The 18,759-nt window shown below is 71.3% G+C and carries 13 protein-coding genes, 2 tRNA genes and 1 pseudogene; 6 read left to right on the top strand and 10 right to left on the bottom strand.

What is annotated here, in order from left to right:
• Position 1: 1 nt before the first annotated feature.
• Positions 2 to 74 (bottom strand) — tRNA-Asn (locus ACYUD3_RS24815).
• Between the two features lie 6 nt (positions 75 to 80).
• Positions 81 to 153 (bottom strand) — tRNA-Asn (locus ACYUD3_RS24810).
• Between the two features lie 138 nt (positions 154 to 291).
• On the opposite strand from ACYUD3_RS24810, the gene ACYUD3_RS24805 reads away from it, so the two are divergent.
• From ACYUD3_RS24805 to ACYUD3_RS24790, 4 genes are all read left to right on the top strand, one after another.
• Entirely contained in the window at positions 292 to 582 is a 291-nt protein-coding gene (locus tag ACYUD3_RS24805) for a YtxH domain-containing protein (RefSeq protein WP_470973706.1), read from the top strand.
• A gap of 93 nt (positions 583 to 675) precedes the next feature.
• Positions 676 to 2,127, top strand: a complete 1,452-nt coding sequence (locus ACYUD3_RS24800; RefSeq protein ID WP_470973703.1) for an FGGY family carbohydrate kinase — start codon at positions 676 to 678, stop codon at positions 2,125 to 2,127.
• A 208-nt stretch (positions 2,128 to 2,335) separates the two neighbouring features.
• Entirely contained in the window at positions 2,336 to 4,069 is a 1,734-nt protein-coding gene (locus ACYUD3_RS24795; RefSeq protein ID WP_470973700.1) for an ABC transporter ATP-binding protein, read from the top strand.
• A complete protein-coding gene (locus ACYUD3_RS24790; RefSeq protein WP_470973696.1) occupies positions 4,069 to 5,997 on the top strand; it encodes an ABC transporter ATP-binding protein in 1,929 nt (642 codons plus the stop codon). The genes ACYUD3_RS24795 and ACYUD3_RS24790 overlap by 1 nt, the downstream gene beginning before the upstream one ends.
• A gap of 100 nt (positions 5,998 to 6,097) precedes the next feature.
• On the opposite strand, the pseudogene ACYUD3_RS24785 reads toward ACYUD3_RS24790, so the two are convergent.
• The 5 genes and pseudogenes from ACYUD3_RS24785 to ACYUD3_RS24765 all read right to left on the bottom strand — a co-directional run bounded on the left by ACYUD3_RS24785 (position 6,098) and on the right by ACYUD3_RS24765 (position 12,825).
• A pseudogene (locus ACYUD3_RS24785) lies at positions 6,098 to 7,354 on the bottom strand (RNA polymerase sigma factor).
• A 104-nt stretch (positions 7,355 to 7,458) separates the two neighbouring features.
• The gene (gene dnaG, locus ACYUD3_RS24780) at positions 7,459 to 9,360 is read right to left on the bottom strand and encodes a DNA primase (RefSeq protein ID WP_470973692.1); all 1,902 of its coding nucleotides are present in this window, start codon (positions 9,358 to 9,360) and stop codon (positions 7,459 to 7,461) included.
• 45 nt (positions 9,361 to 9,405) lie between these two features.
• Positions 9,406 to 10,662, bottom strand: coding sequence for an NAD(P)/FAD-dependent oxidoreductase (locus tag ACYUD3_RS24775; RefSeq protein ID WP_470973686.1), 1,257 nt, complete (start codon positions 10,660 to 10,662; stop codon positions 9,406 to 9,408).
• An 88-nt stretch (positions 10,663 to 10,750) separates the two neighbouring features.
• A complete protein-coding gene (locus ACYUD3_RS24770) occupies positions 10,751 to 12,004 on the bottom strand; it encodes a deoxyguanosinetriphosphate triphosphohydrolase (RefSeq protein WP_470973684.1) in 1,254 nt (417 codons plus the stop codon).
• Between the two features lie 56 nt (positions 12,005 to 12,060).
• A complete protein-coding gene (locus ACYUD3_RS24765; RefSeq protein ID WP_470973681.1) occupies positions 12,061 to 12,825 on the bottom strand; it encodes a sirohydrochlorin chelatase in 765 nt (254 codons plus the stop codon).
• A 345-nt stretch (positions 12,826 to 13,170) separates the two neighbouring features.
• On the opposite strand from ACYUD3_RS24765, the gene ACYUD3_RS24760 reads away from it, so the two are divergent.
• Entirely contained in the window at positions 13,171 to 14,043 is an 873-nt protein-coding gene (locus ACYUD3_RS24760; protein ID WP_470973678.1) for a PRC and DUF2382 domain-containing protein, read from the top strand.
• A 151-nt stretch (positions 14,044 to 14,194) separates the two neighbouring features.
• Positions 14,195 to 14,866, top strand: a complete 672-nt coding sequence (locus ACYUD3_RS24755; RefSeq protein ID WP_470973673.1) for a SanA/YdcF family protein — start codon at positions 14,195 to 14,197, stop codon at positions 14,864 to 14,866.
• A gap of 257 nt (positions 14,867 to 15,123) precedes the next feature.
• Here ACYUD3_RS24755 and ACYUD3_RS24750 read toward each other — a convergent pair whose 3' ends face one another.
• Genes ACYUD3_RS24750 through ACYUD3_RS24740 form a run of 3 tightly spaced genes read right to left on the bottom strand, consistent with a single transcriptional unit; the run spans position 15,124 to position 18,708 of the window.
• Positions 15,124 to 15,885, bottom strand: a complete 762-nt coding sequence (locus ACYUD3_RS24750; RefSeq protein ID WP_470973669.1) for an enoyl-CoA hydratase-related protein — start codon at positions 15,883 to 15,885, stop codon at positions 15,124 to 15,126.
• A gap of 40 nt (positions 15,886 to 15,925) precedes the next feature.
• On the bottom strand, positions 15,926 to 17,185 hold the full coding sequence (locus ACYUD3_RS24745) for a ferredoxin reductase domain-containing protein (RefSeq protein ID WP_470973665.1): 1,260 nt from the start codon (positions 17,183 to 17,185) through the stop codon (positions 15,926 to 15,928).
• Positions 17,182 to 18,708: an amino acid adenylation domain-containing protein gene (locus tag ACYUD3_RS24740; protein WP_470973663.1), complete on the bottom strand. Its 1,527-nt coding sequence runs from the start codon at positions 18,706 to 18,708 to the stop codon at positions 17,182 to 17,184. The genes ACYUD3_RS24745 and ACYUD3_RS24740 overlap by 4 nt, the downstream gene beginning before the upstream one ends.
• Positions 18,709 to 18,759 lie beyond the last annotated feature (51 nt).

The raw sequence follows: 18,759 nt of genomic DNA, 5'->3' as shown, positions 1-18,759 counted from the left end.
GCTCCCCCGACTGGACTCGAACCAGTAACCTGCCGGTTAACAGCCGGCTGCTCTGCCAATTGAGCTACGGAGGACCGAAGCTCCCCCGACTGGACTCGAACCAGTAACCTGCCGGTTAACAGCCGGCTGCTCTGCCAATTGAGCTACGGAGGAATGCCTCGTGTGCATCGATCCGACCTCCCTTGGGTGATCCCCGGGGGCGGCGGCTCGCTGCGACGCATAGCTTAGCGCAAGCAGGGGGGTGCTCTGCCAATCGGTACTCCCACCGCTCACCAGGGAAAGGTCGCCGTCATGCGCTACCGGCTCACGTTCGCCGCCGGAGTCGCCGTGGGCTACGTCCTCGGCACCAGGGCAGGCCGGGAACGTTACGAGCAGTTGAAGAAATCCGCCCGCCAGATCGCCCAGAACCCCGCGGTCCGCAACACCGCCGAGACAGCCGCCCAACAGGGCCGCCAGTACGCGGGCAAGGCGTACGACAAGGTCACGTCCCGTTTCCCCGATTCGGTGGCGGACCGGGTCCGTTCGCTACGGGAGCGCAACTCGGGCACGGAGGACGACGATTGGGGCACGAGCAACACGTGACGTGAGTCGTCCGGAGGGAAAGCCGGACCGCTCCCCGCACCCCCCGCCGCCCACCCGGCCCAAGCCAACGCAGTGCTACGGCAGAATTCCCCCATGGGGATAGTCGCCGGGCTGGACAGTGCGCCCGATTTCACTCGCATCGTCGTCTGTGACACGGACACGGGCGCCGTACTCAGGCAGGGCTACGCCCCGCACCCTGTCGACGGCCCGGAGGGCGCCGGCGGGCGCCCCAGTGACGTCGACCCGCAGGTCTGGCTGCTGTCCCTCGGCGAGGCCGCCGGCGGCGGGCTGCTGGAGGGCGTGCAGGCGATCGGGGTCTCGGCGCAGCAGAACGCGCTGATCCCGCTGGACGCCCAGGGCAACACCGTCCGCCCGGCGATGGTCGGCGGCGACAAGCGCGCGCAGGTCTCGGCGGCCGACCTGGTGGACGCGCTCGGCGGACGCGAGGCGTGGGCGCAGGCGGTGGGGTCGGTGCCGCAGGCCGCGCACCCGGTGACGAAGCTGCGCTGGCTGGCGAAGAACGAGCCGGAGTCGGCGGCCCGTACGGCGTCCCTGCTCCAGGCGCACGACTGGCTCGTGTGGCAGCTGCTGGGGCGCCCGGCGCGGCGTACGACGGACCGGGGCGGGGCGTCGGGGACGGGGTACTGGTCGGCGGCGATCGGCGGGTACCGGGCCGATCTGGTGGAGATGGCGCTGGGGCATCAGGTGCTGCTGCCGGACGTGATCGGTCCGTCGGAGGCGGCGGGTACGACGCCGGAGGGGCTGCTGATCTCGGCGGGCACCGGGGAGACGATGGCCGCCGCGTTCGGTCTGGGCCTCGGTCTCGGGGACGCGGTGGTGTCGCTGGGCGCCTCCGGGTCGGTGATGGCCGTGCATCCCGAGGCGCTGGTGGACAGTTCGGGGATGATCACGTCCCTGGCCGACGCGACGGGGATGCACCTGCCGGTCGTCACCACGCTGAACGCCGTACGGACGCTGCGCGGGACCGCCGAACTGCTGGGGGCGGAGGGGCTGGAGGGGCTGTCGGAGCTGGCGATGAAGTCGACTCCGGGGGCGCACGGGCTGGTGATGCTGCCGTATCTGGAGGGTGAGCGGACGCCGAATCTGCCGCACACGGCGGGGACGGTCGTGGGGCTGCGGCGGGAGTCGATGAAGCCGGAGCATCTGGCGCGGGCCGCGTTCGAGGGGATGCTGTGCGGGCTCGCGGACGCGCTGGACGTGCTGCGGGCGCGGGGTGTGGAGGTGCGGCGGGTGTTCCTGCTGGGGGCGGCGGCGGGGCTGCCGGCGGTGCAGGCGGCGGCGCCTTCGCTGTTCGGGGCCCAGGTCGTCGTACCGCAGCCGGCGGACTATGCGGCGATCGGGGCGGCTCGGCAGGCGGCTTGGGCGCTGGGGGTTTCTCAGGGGGCGCTGGATCCGCGGACTCCGCCGGCCTGGCAGGGGGCGGCGGCTCAGGTGCTGGATCCGGGGGGTGAACTGGCGGTGGGGCAGGCGGTGCGCCAGCAGTTCGTGTCGGTGCGGGAGCAGATCCATCCCGGAGCGTTCTGACCCGGGAGCGTTCTGAAGCGTTGCTCCCGTAGGGAGCAACGCCTGGGTGAACAGGAGAGTTCCCGTTTGCGCTCTCAGCTCAAGAGGGCAGCCTGTTGGGTTAATCAGTTGAGGTAACGCGGGTGGAGTGTCCGACGATAGGGGCCAGGGGCAACCAACAGGCCCCGTCGCCGACCCGACCCATCCGCTCCCTGCCGAGAGACGTAGCGTGCTCATACGACTTCTGCGGACCTATCTGAGGCCCTACCGAAAACCCATAGCGCTGCTGGTGTTCCTCCAGCTCCTCCAGACCTGCGCGACGCTCTATCTGCCCACCCTGAACGCGGACATCATCGATCACGGCATCGTGAACGGTGACACCGGTTACATCCTTTCCTCCGGCGCCCTGATGATCGGCATCTCGCTGGCGCAGGTCGTCTGCAACATCGGGGCCGTGTACTACGGCGCCCGTACCGCGTCGGCGCTCGGGCGGGACCTGCGGGCGTCCGTGTTCGACCGGGTGCAGTCGTTCTCCGCGCGTGAGGTGGCCCATTTCGGGGCGCCCTCGCTGATCACGCGGACGACCAACGACGTGCAGCAGGTCCAGATGCTGGCGCTGATGACGTTCACGCTGATGGTGTCCGCGCCGATCATGTGCGTCGGCGGGATCGTGCTGGCGCTCGGCCTCGACGTGCCGCTGTCCGGGGTGCTGGTGGCCGTCGTCCCCGTGCTGGGGATCTGTGTGACGCTGATCGTGTCGCGGCTGCGGCCGTTGTTCCGGTCGATGCAGGTGCGGCTGGACACCGTGAACCGGGTGCTGCGCGAGCAGATCACCGGTAACCGGGTGATCCGGGCGTTCGTGCGCGACGGCTATGAGCAGGAGCGGTTCGGGAAGGCGAACGCGGAGCTGACGGAGATCTCGGTGAAGACCGGGAATCTGCTGGCACTGATGTTCCCGGTGGTGATGACGACGGTGAACGTGTCGTCGATCGCCGTCGTCTGGTTCGGGGCGCACCGCATCGACAGCGGTGGGATGCAGATCGGTGATCTGACGGCGTTCCTGGCCTATCTGATGCAGATCGTGATGTCCGTGATGATGGCCACCTTCATGTTCATGATGGTGCCGCGCGCGGAGGTGTGCGCCGAGCGGATCCAGGAAGTGTTCGCGATGGAGTCCAGCGTGGTGCCGCCGCTGGCGCCGGTGCGGGAGCTGCGCCGGCACGGGGAGCTGGAGCTGCGCGGGGCGGGCTTCCGCTATCCGGGCGCCGAGGAGCCGGTGCTGAAGCGAATCGACCTGGTGGCGCGGCCCGGTGAGACGACGGCGGTGATCGGCTCGACGGGCAGCGGCAAGTCGACGCTGCTGGGCCTCGTACCGAGGCTGTTCGACGCCACCGACGGCGAGGTCCTCGTGGACGGGGTGCCGGTCGGCGAGATCGAACCCGCGCTGCTGGCGAAGGCGGTGTCCCTGGTCCCGCAGAAGCCGTATCTGTTCGCGGGGACGGTGGCGAGCAATCTTCGGTACGGCAATCCGGACGCCACCGACGAGGAGCTGTGGCACGCGCTGGAGGTGGCGCAGGCCAAGGAGTTCGTGAGCGCGCTGGAGGGCGGTCTCGACGCGCCGATCGCGCAAGGCGGGACGAACGTCTCCGGCGGTCAGCGCCAGCGGCTGTCGATCGCGCGGACGCTGGTGCAGCGGCCGGAGATCTACCTCTTCGACGACTCCTTCTCCGCCCTGGACTACGCGACGGACGCGGCGCTGCGGGCGGCGCTGGGGCGCGAGACGGCGGACGCGACCGTCGTCATCGTCGCGCAGCGGGTGGCGACCATCCGGGACGCCGACCGGATCGTGGTGCTCGACGAGGGGCGGGTCGTCGGCGTGGGCACGCACCGCGAGCTGATGGCGGGCAATGAGACGTACCGGGAGATCGTCCTCTCCCAGCTGACGGAAGCGGAGGCCGCCTGATGGCCGGACCCATGGCACGCATGATGTCCGGCGCGGGGCCCGACAGTCACTCGCTGGACTTCAAGATCTCCGGGAAGCGGCTGCTGGCCCGCTTCAAGCCGGAACGGTTCACCATCTACCTCCTGCTGGCCTGTGTGGTGGTCAGCGTGGGGCTGAACGTCGTCGGGCCGAAGATCCTCGGCAAGGCGACCGACCTGGTGTTCGCGGGGATCATCGGGCGGCAGATGCCGGCCGGGGAGACCAAGGCGCAGGTCCTGGAGCAGATGCGCGCGCGGGGGCAGTCTTCCGTCGCGGACATGCTCAGGTCGACCGACTTCACGCCCGGCAAGGGCATCGACTTCGGTGCGGTCGGCAATGTGCTGGGGCTCGCGCTCGGGGTGTTCCTGGTCGCCGGGCTGCTGATGGCCGTCGCGACGCGGCTGGTCAACCGGGCCGTCAACCGCACGATGTACCGGATGCGGGAGGACGTGCAGCAGAAGCTGTCGCGGCTGCCGCTGTCGTACTTCGACAAGCGGCAGCGCGGGGAGGTGCTGTCGCGGGCGACCAACGACATCGACAACATCGGGCAGACGCTCCAGCAGTCCATGGGGCAGCTGATCAACTCGGTGCTGACCATCATCGGGGTGCTGGCGATGATGTTCTGGGTGTCGTGGCTGCTGGCGCTGGTCGCGCTGGCGACGGTGCCGCTGTCGGCGTACGTCGCGGCGAAGATCGGCAAGCGGTCCCAGCCGCACTTCGTGCAGCAGTGGCGCACGACCGGCAAGCTCAACGCGCACATCGAGGAGATGTACACCGGGCACACGCTGGTGAAGGTGTTCGGGCGGCAGGAGCAGTCGGCGAAGCAGTTCGCGGAGCAGAACGACGAGCTGTACGAGGCCGGGTTCAAGGCGCAGTTCAACAGCGGGGCGATGCAGCCGCTGATGATGTTCGTGTCCAACCTGAACTATGTGCTGGTGGCCGTGGTCGGCGGGCTGCGGGTCGCCTCGGGCTCGCTGTCGATCGGTGACGTGCAGGCGTTCATCCAGTACTCGCGGCAGTTCTCCATGCCGCTCACCCAGGTCGCCTCCATGGCGAACCTGGTGCAGTCCGGCGTCGCCTCCGCCGAGCGGATCTTCGAACTCCTCGACGCGGACGAGCAGCAGGCCGACCCGGTGACGCCGGTGCGCCCGGCGAAGCTGCGCGGGCGGGTGGAGCTGGAGCGGGTGCAGTTCCGCTACGAGCCCGACAAGCCGCTGATAGAGGACTTGTCGCTGACGGTCGAACCGGGCCACACGGTCGCGATCGTCGGCCCGACGGGCGCCGGCAAGACCACCCTCGTCAACCTCCTGATGCGGTTCTACGAGGTCTCCGGCGGCCGGATCACCCTCGACGGCACCGACATCGCGCAGATGTCCCGGGACGAACTGCGCGCCGGGATCGGCATGGTGCTCCAGGACACCTGGCTGTTCGGCGGGACGATCGCCGAGAACATCGCGTACGGCGCCTCGCGCGAGGTCACCCGGGGCGAGATCGAGGAGGCGGCGCGGGCGGCCCACGTCGACCGGTTCGTACGGACGTTGGCCGACGGGTACGACACCGTCATCGACGACGAGGGCAGCGGGGTGAGCGCCGGTGAGAAGCAGCTCATCACGATCGCGCGGGCGTTCCTGTCCGATCCGGTGATCCTCGTGCTCGACGAGGCGACGTCGTCCGTCGACACCCGTACCGAGGTGCTGATCCAGAAGGCGATGGCCAAACTCGCCCACGGGCGGACGTCGTTCGTGATCGCGCACCGGCTTTCGACGATCCGGGACGCGGACACGATCCTCGTGATGGAGAGCGGGTCGATCGTCGAACAGGGCACGCACACCGATCTGTTGGGGGCGGACGGGGCGTATGCGCGGTTGTACAAGGCGCAGTTCGCGGAGGCGGTGGCCGAAGTCGACTAACGCCGACTGAAGTCGGCTGACGGGGACGGGAGTTGCTGAAGTCCCTTATGGAGCAAGGGAGTTGAGGCGGGGGCCGCGCTCACGGGTGGCGGCCCCCGCTTCAGTCCAGGTAGCCCCGCAGCTGGTCGGCGAACGCGTGGTCGCGCAGCTTGTTCAGCGTCTTGGACTCGATCTGCCGTATCCGCTCGCGCGTCACGCCGAAGATGCGGCCGATCTCCTCCAGCGTGCGGGGCCGGCCGTCGGCGAGGCCGTAGCGCAGCTGGACGACCTTGCGCTCGCGTTCGCCGAGGGTCGACAGGACCGCCTCCAGATGCTCGCGCAGGAGGAGGAACGCGGCCGATTCGACGGGGCTCGCGGCGTCGCCGTCCTCGATGAGGTCGCCGAGCGCGACGTCGTCCTCCTCGCCGACGGGGGCGTGCAGCGAGACGGGTTCCTGGGCCAGGCGCAGGACTTCGCCGACGCGTTCGGGCGCGAGGTCGAGCTGGACGGCGACCTCTTCGGCGCTGGGCTCGTAGCCGCGCTCCTGGAGCAGCCGGCGCTGGACGCGGACGACGCGGTTAATCAGCTCGACGACGTGGACGGGGACCCGGATGGTGCGGGCCTGGTCGGCGAGCGCGCGGGACATCGCCTGGCGGATCCACCAGGTGGCGTAGGTGGAGAACTTGTAGCCGCGCGCGTAGTCGAACTTCTCGACCGCCCTGATCAGCCCCAGGTTCCCTTCCTGGACGAGGTCGAGCATGGTCAGTCCGCGGCCGACGTACCGTTTGGCGACCGAGACGACGAGCCTCAGGTTGGCCTCGATGAGCCGCCGTTTGGCCATGCGGCCCATGACGACGAGCCGGTCCAGGTCGAACGCCAGCTCGCTGTCCAGGTCGGGCTCGGCGCCCAGTTTCTCCTCGGCGAACAGGCCCGCCTCGACGCGGCGGGCCAGCTCGACCTCCTCGGCGGCGGTGAGCAGCGGGATGCGGCCGATCTCGCGCAGGTACTGGCGGAACAGGTCGGAGGAGGGGCTGCCGGTGTCGGCGCTGCGGGCGGGGGGCGGGGCGTCGAAGGGGTCGGGCCCGGTTTCAAGCGCTTTAAGAGGCGGTCCCTCCTCGGGGGCCGCCTCGGGGTGGCGCGCGGCGCGGCTCTGCGGGGGCACCGCGTCCAGAACGGTCTCGGTGTCGGTCTGGGTCAGAGTCTGGGTCTGCACGGGGGCGACCTCCAGGATGATCGCTGCCAGGGCGTTCGGCAGCGGCATTTCGGGGCGGAGAGCGTCCGGCCTGGCCGACTTCCGTCCCGTACGCGGTGAGCGCCGCCGCGGGGGTGGGGGCTGTCCGTGGAGGACGGAACGGTCGCGCTCCGAGTACTCAGGCACCGCACCCCAGTGTGGAGTACGACACATCGCCGCCACGAGGGGCGTGCGGTGACTTTTTGAGTCCGAGGGGTGAGCGGGCTGTGATCGGGGGCGGCGAGGCGGCTCTACAGCGCCGTGACGCCCTGCCCCTGAAGCGCCCGGTCGTACTCCTGGAGCACCCACAACTCGTTCTGGACACCGGTGAGTTGGGCCGGGTCACCGGCTGCGGCGAGGCGGGTCAGGTGGGACTGGATGTCCTGGATGCGGCGGGCCACGGCGCGGCGGCGGACGGTGACGAGCTGGGCGCCGGCGTAGAGGTCGTCGACGCTGCGGCGCATGATCGGCTCGACCGCGAGCTCGGTGACCATGGCGCGTACGGCGTCGTCGGGGGCGATCTCGCGGACGCACATCAGGTAGTCCTGGGCGTCCTCGATGCCGTACTCGGCGCCGCCCGCGTCCAGGATGGCCTGGCGGACGGCCGCGTAGGGGGCGCAGGTGAACTCGTCGACGCCGTACGCGTCGAAGGCCGGGGCGACCAGTTCGGGGCGCTGGAGGGCCAGTTTGAGGAGTTCGCGTTCGGTGGCGTAGACGGGGTTGCGCAGTTGCAGGGCGGGGCCCTTGATCGCGGGGCGCGGGGACTCGTCCAGTTCCGCGACGCGTTTGCGGGTGCGGTCCTGGGGGTTCTGGCCGCCGCTCGCGCCCCGGCGGACCAGGTAGCCGACGCGGTCGACGACGAACTCCTGGTCCAGGATGCCCACCAGGCCCGCGAGCTGGACGGCGACCTCGCGCCGTACGCTGCGCTCCTTGATCTTGGCGACGACCGGGGTGGCCTCGTCGAGGGCGGCGGCGCGGCCTCCGGCGGTGTCGAGGTCGTAGCGGGCGACGATCTGGCGCAGGGCGAACTCGAAGAGGGGCGTGCGGGGTTCGGCGAGGTCGGAGACCGCCTGGTCGCCCTTGGCCAGCCGCAGCTCGCAGGGGTCCATGCCGTCGGGGGCGACCGCGATGTACGTCTCGGCGGCGAACTTCTGGTCGTCCTCGAAGGCCCGCAGGGCGGCCTTCTGGCCCGCCGCGTCGCCGTCGAAGGTGAAGATGACGCGGGCGCTGCCGTTGTCCATCAGCAGGCGGCGCAGGATCTTGATGTGCTCGCCGCCGAACGCGGTGCCGCAGGTCGCGATGGCCGTGGTGACGCCCGCGAGGTGGCAGGCCATGACATCGGTGTAGCCCTCGACGACGACCGCGCGGCTGGACTTGGCGATCGGCTGCTTGGCGAGGTCGATGCCGTACAGGACCTGGGACTTCTTGTAGATCGCGGTGTCGGGGGTGTTGAGGTACTTGGGGCCGGTGTCGGCCTCGTACAGCTTGCGGGCGCCGAAGCCGACGACGTCGCCGCCGATGTCGCGGATCGGCCACATCAGGCGGCCCCGGAAGCGGTCGATGGGACCGCGGCGGCCCTCCTGGGAGAGGCCGGAGAGGAGGAGTTCCTTGTCGCTGAAGCCCTTGCCGCGCAGGAAGCGGGTCAGGTGGTCCCAGCCTTGCGGGCTGTAGCCGACGCCGAAGTGCAGGGCCGCCGACTGGTCGAAGCCGCGCTCGGCGAGGAACATGCGGCCGGTGTCGGCCTCGGGGCTGGTCGCGAGCTGCTCGGCGTACCACTCGGCGGCGACCTTGTGGGCCTCGACCAGGCGGATGCGTTCACCGCGCTGGTGGCTGGGGTTGTAGCCGCCCTCCTCGTAGCGCAGCGTGATGCCCGCGCGCGCGGCAAGCCGTTCGATCGCCTCGGAGAACGTGAGGTGGTCGACCTTCATCACGAACGTGATGGTGTCGCCGCCCTCCTGGCAGCCGAAGCAGTGGAAGAGCCCCTTGCTGGGGCTGACCTGGAACGACGGTGACTTCTCGTCGTGGAACGGGCACAGGCCCTTGTAGTTGCCCCCGCCCGCGCTGCGCAGCTGGAGGTACTCGCCGACCACGGCGTCGATCGGGACCGCGTCCCGTACCGCCTTCACGTCCTCGTCGTTGATCCGTCCTGCCACGCAGGAATTCTACGGGGACGGACTGACAAGCCCGTCCCCGCAGGGTCAGCCGCCGAGGCTCGTGAGGTCCACGCCCGGGTCCGCCAGGGCCTCGGGGTCCACCTGGGTGCCGCTGCCGATCAGTTTCTGGACGGCCTCTGTGACGTCCCACACGTTGACGTTCATCCCGGCCAGGACGCGGCCCCCGCTCAGCCAGAACGCGATGAACTCCCGCTTGCCGACGTCCCCGCGCAGGACCACCTGGTCGTACGAGCCGGGGGGCGCCCAGCCGCTGTACTCCATCCCCAGGTCGTACTGGTCGGAGAAGAAGTAGGGCACGCGGTCGTAGGCGATGTCCTGGCCGAGCATCGCCCGCGCGGCGGCCGGTCCGCCGTTGAGGGCGTTCGCCCAGTGCTCCACGCGCAGCCGGGAGTCGCCGGAGGGGAAGGCGGCGACGTCTCCGGCGGCGTGGATGTCGGGGTCGGAGGTGCGCAGCTGGGCGTCGACGGCGATGCCGCCGCCGTCCGCGCGGTCGGCGAGCGTGAGTCCGGCGGCCTCGGCGAGCGCCACGCGCGGGGCGGCGCCGATCGCGGCGAGGACGTCGTGCGCGGGGTGCTCCTCGCCGTCGTCGGTGCGGGCGGCGAGGACCATGCCGTCCTGGCCGACGATCTCGGTGAGTTTGGCGCCGAAGTGGAAGCGGACGCCGTGCTCGGCGTGCAGGTCGGCGAAGAGCTGGCCCAGTTCGGGGCCCAGGACGCCGTACAGGGGCGTCGGCTCGGGTTCGACGACGGTGACCTCGGCACCGTACGTGCGGGCCGCCGCGGCGACCTCCAGGCCGATCCAGCCGGCGCCGGCGATCACGAGGTGGCCGTTGTCGCGGCCGAGGGCCTTGAGGACGTGCCGCAGGCGGTCGGCGTGGGCGAGGCGGCGCAGGTGGTGGACGCCGGCGAGATCGGTGCCGGGGACGTCCAGGCGGCGCGGTTCGGCGCCGGTGGCGAGGAGCAGCTTGTCGTAGGCGATGACGGTGCCGTCGCCCAGGCGGACGGTCTTGGCCGCGCGGTCGATCGCGGTGACCGGCTGGCCGAGGTGGAGTTCGATGTCGTTGCGCGCGTACCAGGCCGGCTCGTGCACGAAGACGCTGTCGCGCTCGTCCTTGCCGAGGAGGTAGCCCTTGGAGAGCGGCGGGCGCTCGTAGGGGTGGTCGCGTTCGTCGCAGATCAGTATCACGCGGCCGGTGAAGCCCTCGGCTCGCAGCGTCTCGGCCGCCTTGGCGCCGGCCAGGCCTCCTCCGACGATGACGAATGTCTGATCCGCGTCGACCACTTGATGCCTCCTCGTAAGCGTGCCGCCACATGCGAGCGTCCCGCACGCGACGTGTTCGGGGAAGGGGTAGTACCCCGCCGGGGCGATCTCAAGTGGGGCCTATCAGCCTTGTGTGCAAGGACCTTGCGGACGCGTCGGTGAGGGAGGCGATCTGGTCGACGATCACCCTTTTGCGTGACCGGTCGTCGACAGCCGCGTCGTACAGCGCCCGGAACTGCGGCTCCAGGCCGTCGGGCGCCCGCGCGGTGAGCGCCTCGGCCAGCTCCGAGATGACGACCCGCTGATCGGCGCGCAGCCGCTCCTGCGCGGGCCGCTGCATGACGTAGAGGTCGGCGACGGCCTTGAGGACGGCGCACTCCAGGCGGGTGGCCTCGGGTACGACGAGTTCGGCGTCGTAGCGGGTGAGGGGGCCGGTGCCGTGGCGGGCGCGGGTGGCGCCCTCGGCGGCGAGGCAGAAACGGCCGATGAGCTGGCTCGTGGCGTCCTTGAGGCGGGCCTGGGCGGCGGCCGTGCCGTCGTACCCGTGGGGCCACCACTCCTCGTCCTGGAGGCGGTCCAGGGCGGCGGAGAGGGCCGCCGGGTCGGTGTCGGCGGGGACGTAGCGGCCCAGGGCGACGCGGAAGACCTCCTGGCGCTCGGGTTCCGCGTGCAGGCAGTTGGGGTCGATGTGGCCGGCGTGCAGGCCGTCCTCCACGTCGTGCACCGAGTAGGCCACGTCGTCGGACCAGTCCATGACCTGGGCCTCGAAGCACGCGCGCGTGCCGGGCGCTTCCTTGCGGATCCAGTCGAAGACCGGGCGGTCGTCCTCGTAGACGCCGAACTTGCCGGAGCCGGGGTTCGTGGGGTGTGCGCCGCGCGGCCAGGGGTACTTGGTCGCCGCGTCGAGCGTGGCCCGGGTGAGGTTCAGGCCCACCGAGCCTTCCGGGGTGAACCTCTTGGGTTCGATGCGGGTGAGCAGTCTCAGGGACTGGGCGTTGCCCTCGAAGCCGCCGCAGTCGCGCGCGAAGTCGTTCAGCGCCTGTTCACCGTTGTGCCCGAACGGCGGGTGCCCCAGGTCGTGCGCGAGACAGGCCGCCTCCACGAGGTCGGGGTCGCACCCCAGGGCCGCGCCGAGTTCCCTGCCGACCTGGGCGCACTCCAGGGAGTGCGTCAGCCGCGTACGGGGGCTCGCGTCCCACACCGGTCCCGCCGTGCCCGGGGTGACGACCTGCGTCTTGCCCGCGAGCCTCCTGAGCGCCGAGGAGTGCAGCAGGCGGGCGCGGTCACGCTGGAAGGCGGTCCTGCCGGGGCGCTTGTCGGGCTCGGGGGCCCAGCGTTCGGATGACTGCGGGTCGTAGGGCATATACCGACAGTACGTGCTCGTACTGACAATCGGGCTGTAGCCCCCGTGGGGCCCGGCTAGGCGGCCTTGCGGTGGCCGTTCGCCGCCGCGCGCTGGTCGTAGCGGTGCAGGAGCAGGCGGGCCATGGCGGGGTGGGCGCCCAGGGGGGCGGCCGCGATCCAGGGGGCGGCCTGGGCGGACTCCGTGGCGAAGCGGCCGGGGGCGGTGAAGTACGACGCCACGGCGATACGGGTGTAGCCCTTGGCGGTCAGGTCGGCGATCGCCTCGGGGACGGCGGGGCGGGCCGTGGAGGCGTACGCGGGGTGGACCGGGACGCCGAGGCGGGCGGAGAGGAGGTGGGCGGTGCGGGCCGTGTCGGTGGCGTTGTCGGGGTCGCGGGAGCCGGCGGCGGCGAGCACGACGGCGCTCCTACGGCGCTGCGCCGGGGTGGGGTGCGCGGGCCAGCCGGCCTCGGTCAGGCGGGCGGCCAGAGTGTCGATCAGCAAGGGGTGCGGGCCGAGGGCGGGCGCCACGCGCGCGTGGAGGTGCGCTTCGGCGGCCATCTCCGGGATGTCCCGCTTGACGTGGTAGCCGCGCCCCAGGAGGAGCGGTACGAGGACGGCGTCCTGGGTGCCCGCCGCGTCCAGGGCGGCCAGGGTGTCGGTGAGGAGGGGCGCGTTCAGCTCGATGTGGCCCAGGTGCACGGGGAGGCCGGGGCGCAGCGCGCGCACGCGCGCGAGGAGGGCGCCGACCGTCTCCAGGGCGCGCGGGTCGCGGCTGCCGTGGGCGACGACCACCAGGGCGGGGCATCCACGGGCTGCGAGGCTGAACGGGCTGGTCATGTCCCGATCCTGACGGGGGGAGGTTGCGCGGCCGTTGCACGGCCGTCACGGGTGTTTTCGGGGGGATCACCGCGCGGGGAGCGGGTGTGTGAGCCGTGCCCAATAGGGGCGACGAGTGGCCCCTTTGAGGTGCGATATTACCCAAATGGAGTAATGCTGAAAGTCATGGCCCCGGTGGCGCCGCAGCAGAAAGAACGGTCTGCGCACGCATACCGCAGTGGAGCGCCCGGCGGCTGCGGCGCCGGACCTGTGGCGCCGGTTTCCGAGTGGTGCGTCCGGAGCTGCAACGGGCTCTGTGAGGGGTCCGCCGGCCGCGCGTCACTGCCCAAGGGAGCGTGAGTGAACATGACCTCGGACGACGGTTTCCTCAGGACCGAGCAGATCAAGAACCTGACCGCGTACGACCCGAACGGCGAGAAGGTCGGGACCGTCGAGCAGGTGTACCTCGACGACAAGACCGGGCGCCCCGAGTGGGCCACCGTCAAGACGGGCCTGTTCGGTACGAAGGAGAGCTTCGTGCCCCTGGAGGGGGCCCGCAAGAGCGGTGACGGGCTGCGCATCGCGCACTCCAAGGACACCGTCAAGAACGCGCCGCACATCGACGCGGGCCAGCATCTCGACGTCCAGGAGGAGCGCCGCCTCTACACCCACTACGGGCTGACGGCGGGCGGCGGCGCGGCCGGCACCCAGCGCGGCCGGGCGGGCGCCCCCACGACGCCCACGACCACCACCACGGCCGCCGCGGCAGGACGCGGGACCACGGAGCAGCGGACCGCCGTGAACCGGCCCACCGAGCGCAAGCTGGCGGGCATGGGCACCCGGGGCGGCGACGAGCTGATCCGCTCCGAGGAGCAGCTCCGGATCGCCACCGAGCAGGAGGAGATCGGCGTGGCGCGGCTGCACAAGGTCGTCGTGACGGAGAACGTCACGACGACGGTGCCGGTCATGCACGAGGAGGTCCGCGTGATCCGGGAGCCGATCCAGGCCGGTGAACGCGTCAGGGCCGAGATCGGTGAGGCGCACACCGAGGTCACGCTGCACGCCGAGCGGCCGGTCGTCCGCAAGGAGACGGTGGCGGTGGAGCGGGTCCGCCTCGACACCGAGCAGATCACCGAGCAGCGGGAGATCTCCGACACCGTCCGCAAGGAGCGTGTGGAGTACGACAGCGGGATGCCCGGAGAGGGCGGCATCCGTCGAGGCCGGCCTGGCGAACGCTGAGGTCTGTCCAAGGCTCACCGGAGGGGCTGTTCCGTTGCGGCGGGACGGCCCCTCCGGTGTGCCCGCGAACCCTTGGGGACGATCTCACGTGAACCGGAGCGCCCCGGTGGACGTCTTTGCTGGTCGAGGCTTTCCGGGGAGGGGATTCAGCATGGGGAGACCGGTCATACGCGGCCCGCGCGCGGGACGTCGTCGGCTCGTGCAGGGGGTGATGGCCGTGTGCGTGCTCGCGCTGTTGCCGTCGACCTGGCTGTTCGTGTCGACGTCCGGCCGGTTCGGGGACGTCGGTGACGCCCCGCGCGCGGATGTCGCCGTCGTCTTCGGCGCGGGCCTGTGGAACGGCGAGCCGTCGCCGTACCTCTCCGACCGGCTGGACGCGGCGGCGGAGCTGTACCGGGAGGGGCGGGTCAAGGTGCTGCTCGTGACCGGGGACAACAGCCGTGAGGACTACGACGAGCCGGACGCCATGCGCGCGTACCTCGTGCGGCACGGGGTCCCGGACGCGCACGTCGTCAGCGACTACGCCGGGTTCGACACCTGGGACTCCTGCGTGCGCGCCAAGAAGATCTTCGGCGTGGACCGGGCGGTGCTGGTCAGCCAGGGGTTCCACATCCGCCGCGCGGTCGCGCTGTGCGAGGCGGCGGGCGTGCGGTCGTACGGGGTCGGGGTCGAGGCGAAGCACGACGTCACCTGGTACTACGGCGGCACCCGAGAGGTCTTCGCAGCGGGCAAGGCGGCCCTGGACGCCGTTCTGCGGCCCGATCCGACATTCCTGGGGCCCCGGGAGCAGGGGGTGGCCCGGGCGCTGGGAGGGGGGCGCTGAGGGGGTTTCGGTGAGGCGGCGGGCTCTGCCGGGGGCGGCGGAGGCCGGGCGGCGTCCTCAGCGGCTGGCTGAGCCGGCCTGCGGGCATCGCCGGCGCTCGCCCGCGCAGGCCTGCTGGGGGCGCCGGCGCTCGCCGAGGCAGGCCGGTCGCCGCGTCTTCGGCGCCCGGCTTCGGCGCCCGGCTTCGGCCGGCCGGCGTCGCCGGTGCAGACCGCCCGGCGCAGCCGACGCCCACCGGAGTTCCGCCCCCCGCCCCCTCAGCTCCCCCCGAACCGCGCCGCCCGCTTCTCCAAGAACGCCGTCATTCCCTCCCGCTGGTCCTCCGTCGTGAACAGCCCGTGGAACGCCCGGCGTTCATAGCGCACCCCCTCCCGCAGCCCGCTCTCCAGCGCCCGGTCGACGCAGTCGCGTGCGGCCCGTACCGCGATGCGGCCGTACGACGCGATGAGCGCCGCCGTCTCCAGGGCCTCGGGGACGACGCGTTCGTCGGGGACGATCCGGGAGACCAGGCCCGACGACTCGGCCTCGGGGGCGTCCATGAGGCGGCCGGTGAGGATCAGGTCCATCGCTTTGGCGCGGCCGACCAGGCGGGTGAGGCGTTGGGTGCCGCCGATGCCGGGGATGACGCCGAGCTTGATCTCGGGCTGCCCGAAGCGCGCGGACTGACCGGCGATGACGAGGTCGCACATCATCGCCAGCTCGCAACCTCCGCCCAGGGCGACGCCGTTGACGGCCGCGATCTTCGGGACGCGCAGGTCGGTGAAGTCCTCCCACGCCCCGAAGTAGTCCTCGGCGAGCATGTCGGCCGCCGATTTCCCGGCCATCTCCTTGATGTCGGCGCCGGCGGCGAACGCCTTCTCGGAACCGGTGATGACGACACAGCCGACCTCGTCCTCCAACGGGCCCAGCACGCCGAGGAGTTCGTCCAGTACCTGGGAGCCCAGGGCGTTGAGGACGTGCGGGCGGTTCAGGCGGACGAGGACGACGTCGTCGTGGCGCTCGGTCTTGATGTGCTGCACGGTGAATTCCCTTTCGGCTCAGGCTCGTTGACGAGATCGCTCAGGAGTCCCAGATCGCCCCGTACGCGGGTATGCCGCGCCGTTCGAGGCCGTGCACGACCTGCCAGGTGAGTTTCTTGTTGGAGATGCAGATGACCGCCTCGGCGCCGAAGTCCCGGTACGCCTCGTAGGCGAGCCGGACCATGTCGGGCTTGCCGTCGCGGGAGGTGTCCCAGACGACGGCGTCGGGCTGGACGGCGAGGATCTCGTCGACGAGCGCGTCTCCGTAGGTGGTTCGGGGGGCGCGGGTCGCCCAGACGAGGCGGGAGGGGACCTCGGCGGCGAGGAGGTGGGGCAGGCAGGGGCCGATGCCGCTGCCGGTGGCGACGTACACGACCTTGCTGAACAGGACCTCGATGTTGGCGACACCCGCGGTCGTGATTCCCTTGACCCAGACGTGAGTTGGGCGGTCGTCGATGAACCTGCCCGTCCAGTCGCCCGCCCGCGAGATCGTCAGGCGGAAGCCCGGTTCGCCCGGGGAGGGGACGTTGGCGAAGGAGTGCCACTCCAGGAGGGGGCTGCGGCTGACGGCCGTGGAGGAGCCGGCGAAGGGGGTCTCGCCGTAGTCGAAGCGGGCCAGCACGACGTGCGGGGACGGGCGTTCGACGCGGACGGGGACCTTGCGCAGCCGCAGCCAGGGCAGCGCCACACTGAACGTCACCACCGCGAGCACCGCCGGTTCCAGCGGGCCGGTCGCGGTCAGCAGCGTGTGCGTCCAGAAGAGGGCGAGCGCGCTCCAGCCGCCGAAGCGGTGGATCTTCTCGAAGTGGTCGTGGTGCCGGGAGCGGAAGGGCGGCAGAGCCGTCAGCAGGATTCCGGCGAGCAGGAGCAGCAGCGTCCAACTGACCGCCACCAAGGGCGTGTTGCCGCCTTCCGCCGTCACGGTCACCGTCAGTGCCACGAACCACGCCGTGCCCGCGAGCGCCCCGCCGACGTGCAGTCCGCCGAAGTGGTACACCTTCCCCAGCGTCCAGCGCACCTTCAGCGGCCAGCTCACCGGGGCCGAAGTCGCCAGCTTGAAAAGGGCGTTGATGACGTACTGCTGGCGGATCAGGATCGCCAGCGCGAAGTTCGCCAACACCGCGCGGGCCATGGGGACTTGGCCGATGGGCCAACTGAAGCCCAGCCAGAGCACGTTGGCGAGCAGGACCGTGCCCGCGAGCCGGTTGTAGTGCATCAGGCGCGGGTGCTTGAGGACGCGGCGCGGCCAGGAGGTCGGCCGGGGCAGCGGGGTTCCGGTGCGGTGGAGTTCGGTGGTCATCGGGCCACCGCCGTCCGGTCCAGGGCGAGTTGGAGGAGGGCCTGCTTGTCGGTCTTGCCCCGGTCCGTCACCGGCAGTGCTGGCAGGGGCATGACATTTTCGGGGACGCAGTAGTACGGCAGCGCGTCCGCGACCGCGCGGCGGGCGGTGTCCGGGTCGACGTCGGCGGGGCAGACGAAGGAGACCAGGGTGCGGTCGTCGCGCTTGAGGGTCACCGCGCGGGCGCAGCCCGGGACCCGCTCCAACACCGCCGACACGGAGTCGAGTTCGACCCGGAAGCCGCGCACCTTGACCTGGTCGTCGGTGCGGCCGAGGTGTTCGAGGCGGCCGTCGGAGGTCCAGCGGCCGAGGTCGCGGGTACGGAACATCCTGCGTCCGCCGCCGAGGAACGGATCGGGGGCGTACCGCTCGGCGTTGAGCGCGTCGTCGTCGAGATAGCCCGCCGAGACACAGTCGCCGCCGGCCCACATCTCGCCCGACTCCCCTATGGGCAGGGGCCGTCGGTCGGCGTCGAGGATGTACACCGTGTTGTTGGGGGTGGGGCGGCCGATGGTGAGCAGGGGGTTCGTGGGGTGGTGGCGGGCCATGGTGTTGACGATCGTCGTCTCCGTGGGGCCGCAGCAGTTGTAGAAGGCGGCGCGGCTCGCCCACGCGTCGGCCAGCGGGCGCGGGCAGGGTTCGCCCGCGACGGCGACCGCGCGCGCACGCGGGCAGGCGGCGGGGTCGATGCCGGCCAGGACGGTCGGGGTGGCGATGAGGACGGTGGCGGTGCGGGCGGCGGCGGGGATGTCCTTGCCGCGTACGACGAGGGTGGCGCCGTGCGCGAGGCAGCCGAGGATCTCCCAAGCGGCCATGTCGAAGGCGATGTTGAGGAGTTGGGCGACCCGGTCGCCGGGGCGGATGCCGAGTGAACCGGGCTGGGTGAGAAGGATGTTGGCGAGGTTGCGGTGGGTGACCTTCACCCCGTTGGGGCGGCCGGTGGTGCCCGAGGTGAACAGGACGTACGCGCCGTCGCCGGGCCCTGGGGCCGGGAGTCCGGCCGGGGCGGCGGGGGTCGGCAGCGGCTCGTCGAGGCTGATCAGGCGGTGGCCCGGCGGGAGCGGGACGCGGTGGGCGTGTTCGGCGCGGGTGAGGATGACGCGGGTGCGGGCGGTGCGGACGACGTGGTCGAGCTGGGCCGGGGGCGCGAGGCCGATGTCCTGCGGGACGTAGGCGGCGCCCGCCTTGAGGATGCCCAGCAGGCCGGTCAGCATCGGCAGCGAGCGGCGTACGAACAGGCCCACGTGGTCGCCGACTTGGACGCCTTCTTGACGCAGGCGGGCGGCGATCGCGTCGGATCTGCGGTCCAGTTCGCCGTAGGTGAGGATCTCGCCGCGGTGTTCGGCGGCGGGGGTGTGCGGGTGGGCGGCGGCCTGGCGGGTGATCGCGCGGTGGATCAGCGGGTCGGGTACGGGGACGGCGGGGCCTTGGCCGTAGTGGAGGAAAAGCCTTCTGTCGCGGGGGGTGAGGTGACGCAGTGGCATGGTCGGGGGACCTCCAGGCTGCTTCGAGGTGTCGGTGACATGGCCGGGGAC

It is taken from the genome of Streptomyces sp. AMJ-169, from assembly GCF_055597585.1.
This window is presented reverse-complemented; position numbering and strand designations above follow the sequence as displayed.

Bases quoted from the DNA above. Each gene is read 5' to 3' on its own strand.
- ACYUD3_RS24805 (WP_470973706.1), top strand. From the start codon at position 292: ATGCGCTACCGGCTCACGTTCGCCGCCGGAGTCGCCGTGGGCTACGTC.
- ACYUD3_RS24800 (WP_470973703.1), top strand. From the start codon at position 676: ATGGGGATAGTCGCCGGGCTGGACAGTGCGCCCGATTTCACTCGCATC.
- ACYUD3_RS24790 (WP_470973696.1), top strand. From the start codon at position 4,069: ATGGCCGGACCCATGGCACGCATGATGTCCGGCGCGGGGCCCGACAGT.
- ACYUD3_RS24770 (WP_470973684.1), bottom strand. From the start codon at position 12,004: ATGCCCTACGACCCGCAGTCATCCGAACGCTGGGCCCCCGAGCCCGAC.
- ACYUD3_RS24765 (WP_470973681.1), bottom strand. From the start codon at position 12,825: ATGACCAGCCCGTTCAGCCTCGCAGCCCGTGGATGCCCCGCCCTGGTG.
- ACYUD3_RS24760 (WP_470973678.1), top strand. From the start codon at position 13,171: ATGACCTCGGACGACGGTTTCCTCAGGACCGAGCAGATCAAGAACCTG.
- ACYUD3_RS24755 (WP_470973673.1), top strand. From the start codon at position 14,195: ATGGGGAGACCGGTCATACGCGGCCCGCGCGCGGGACGTCGTCGGCTC.
- ACYUD3_RS24745 (WP_470973665.1), bottom strand. From the start codon at position 17,185: ATGACCACCGAACTCCACCGCACCGGAACCCCGCTGCCCCGGCCGACC.
- ACYUD3_RS24740 (WP_470973663.1), bottom strand. From the start codon at position 18,708: ATGCCACTGCGTCACCTCACCCCCCGCGACAGAAGGCTTTTCCTCCAC.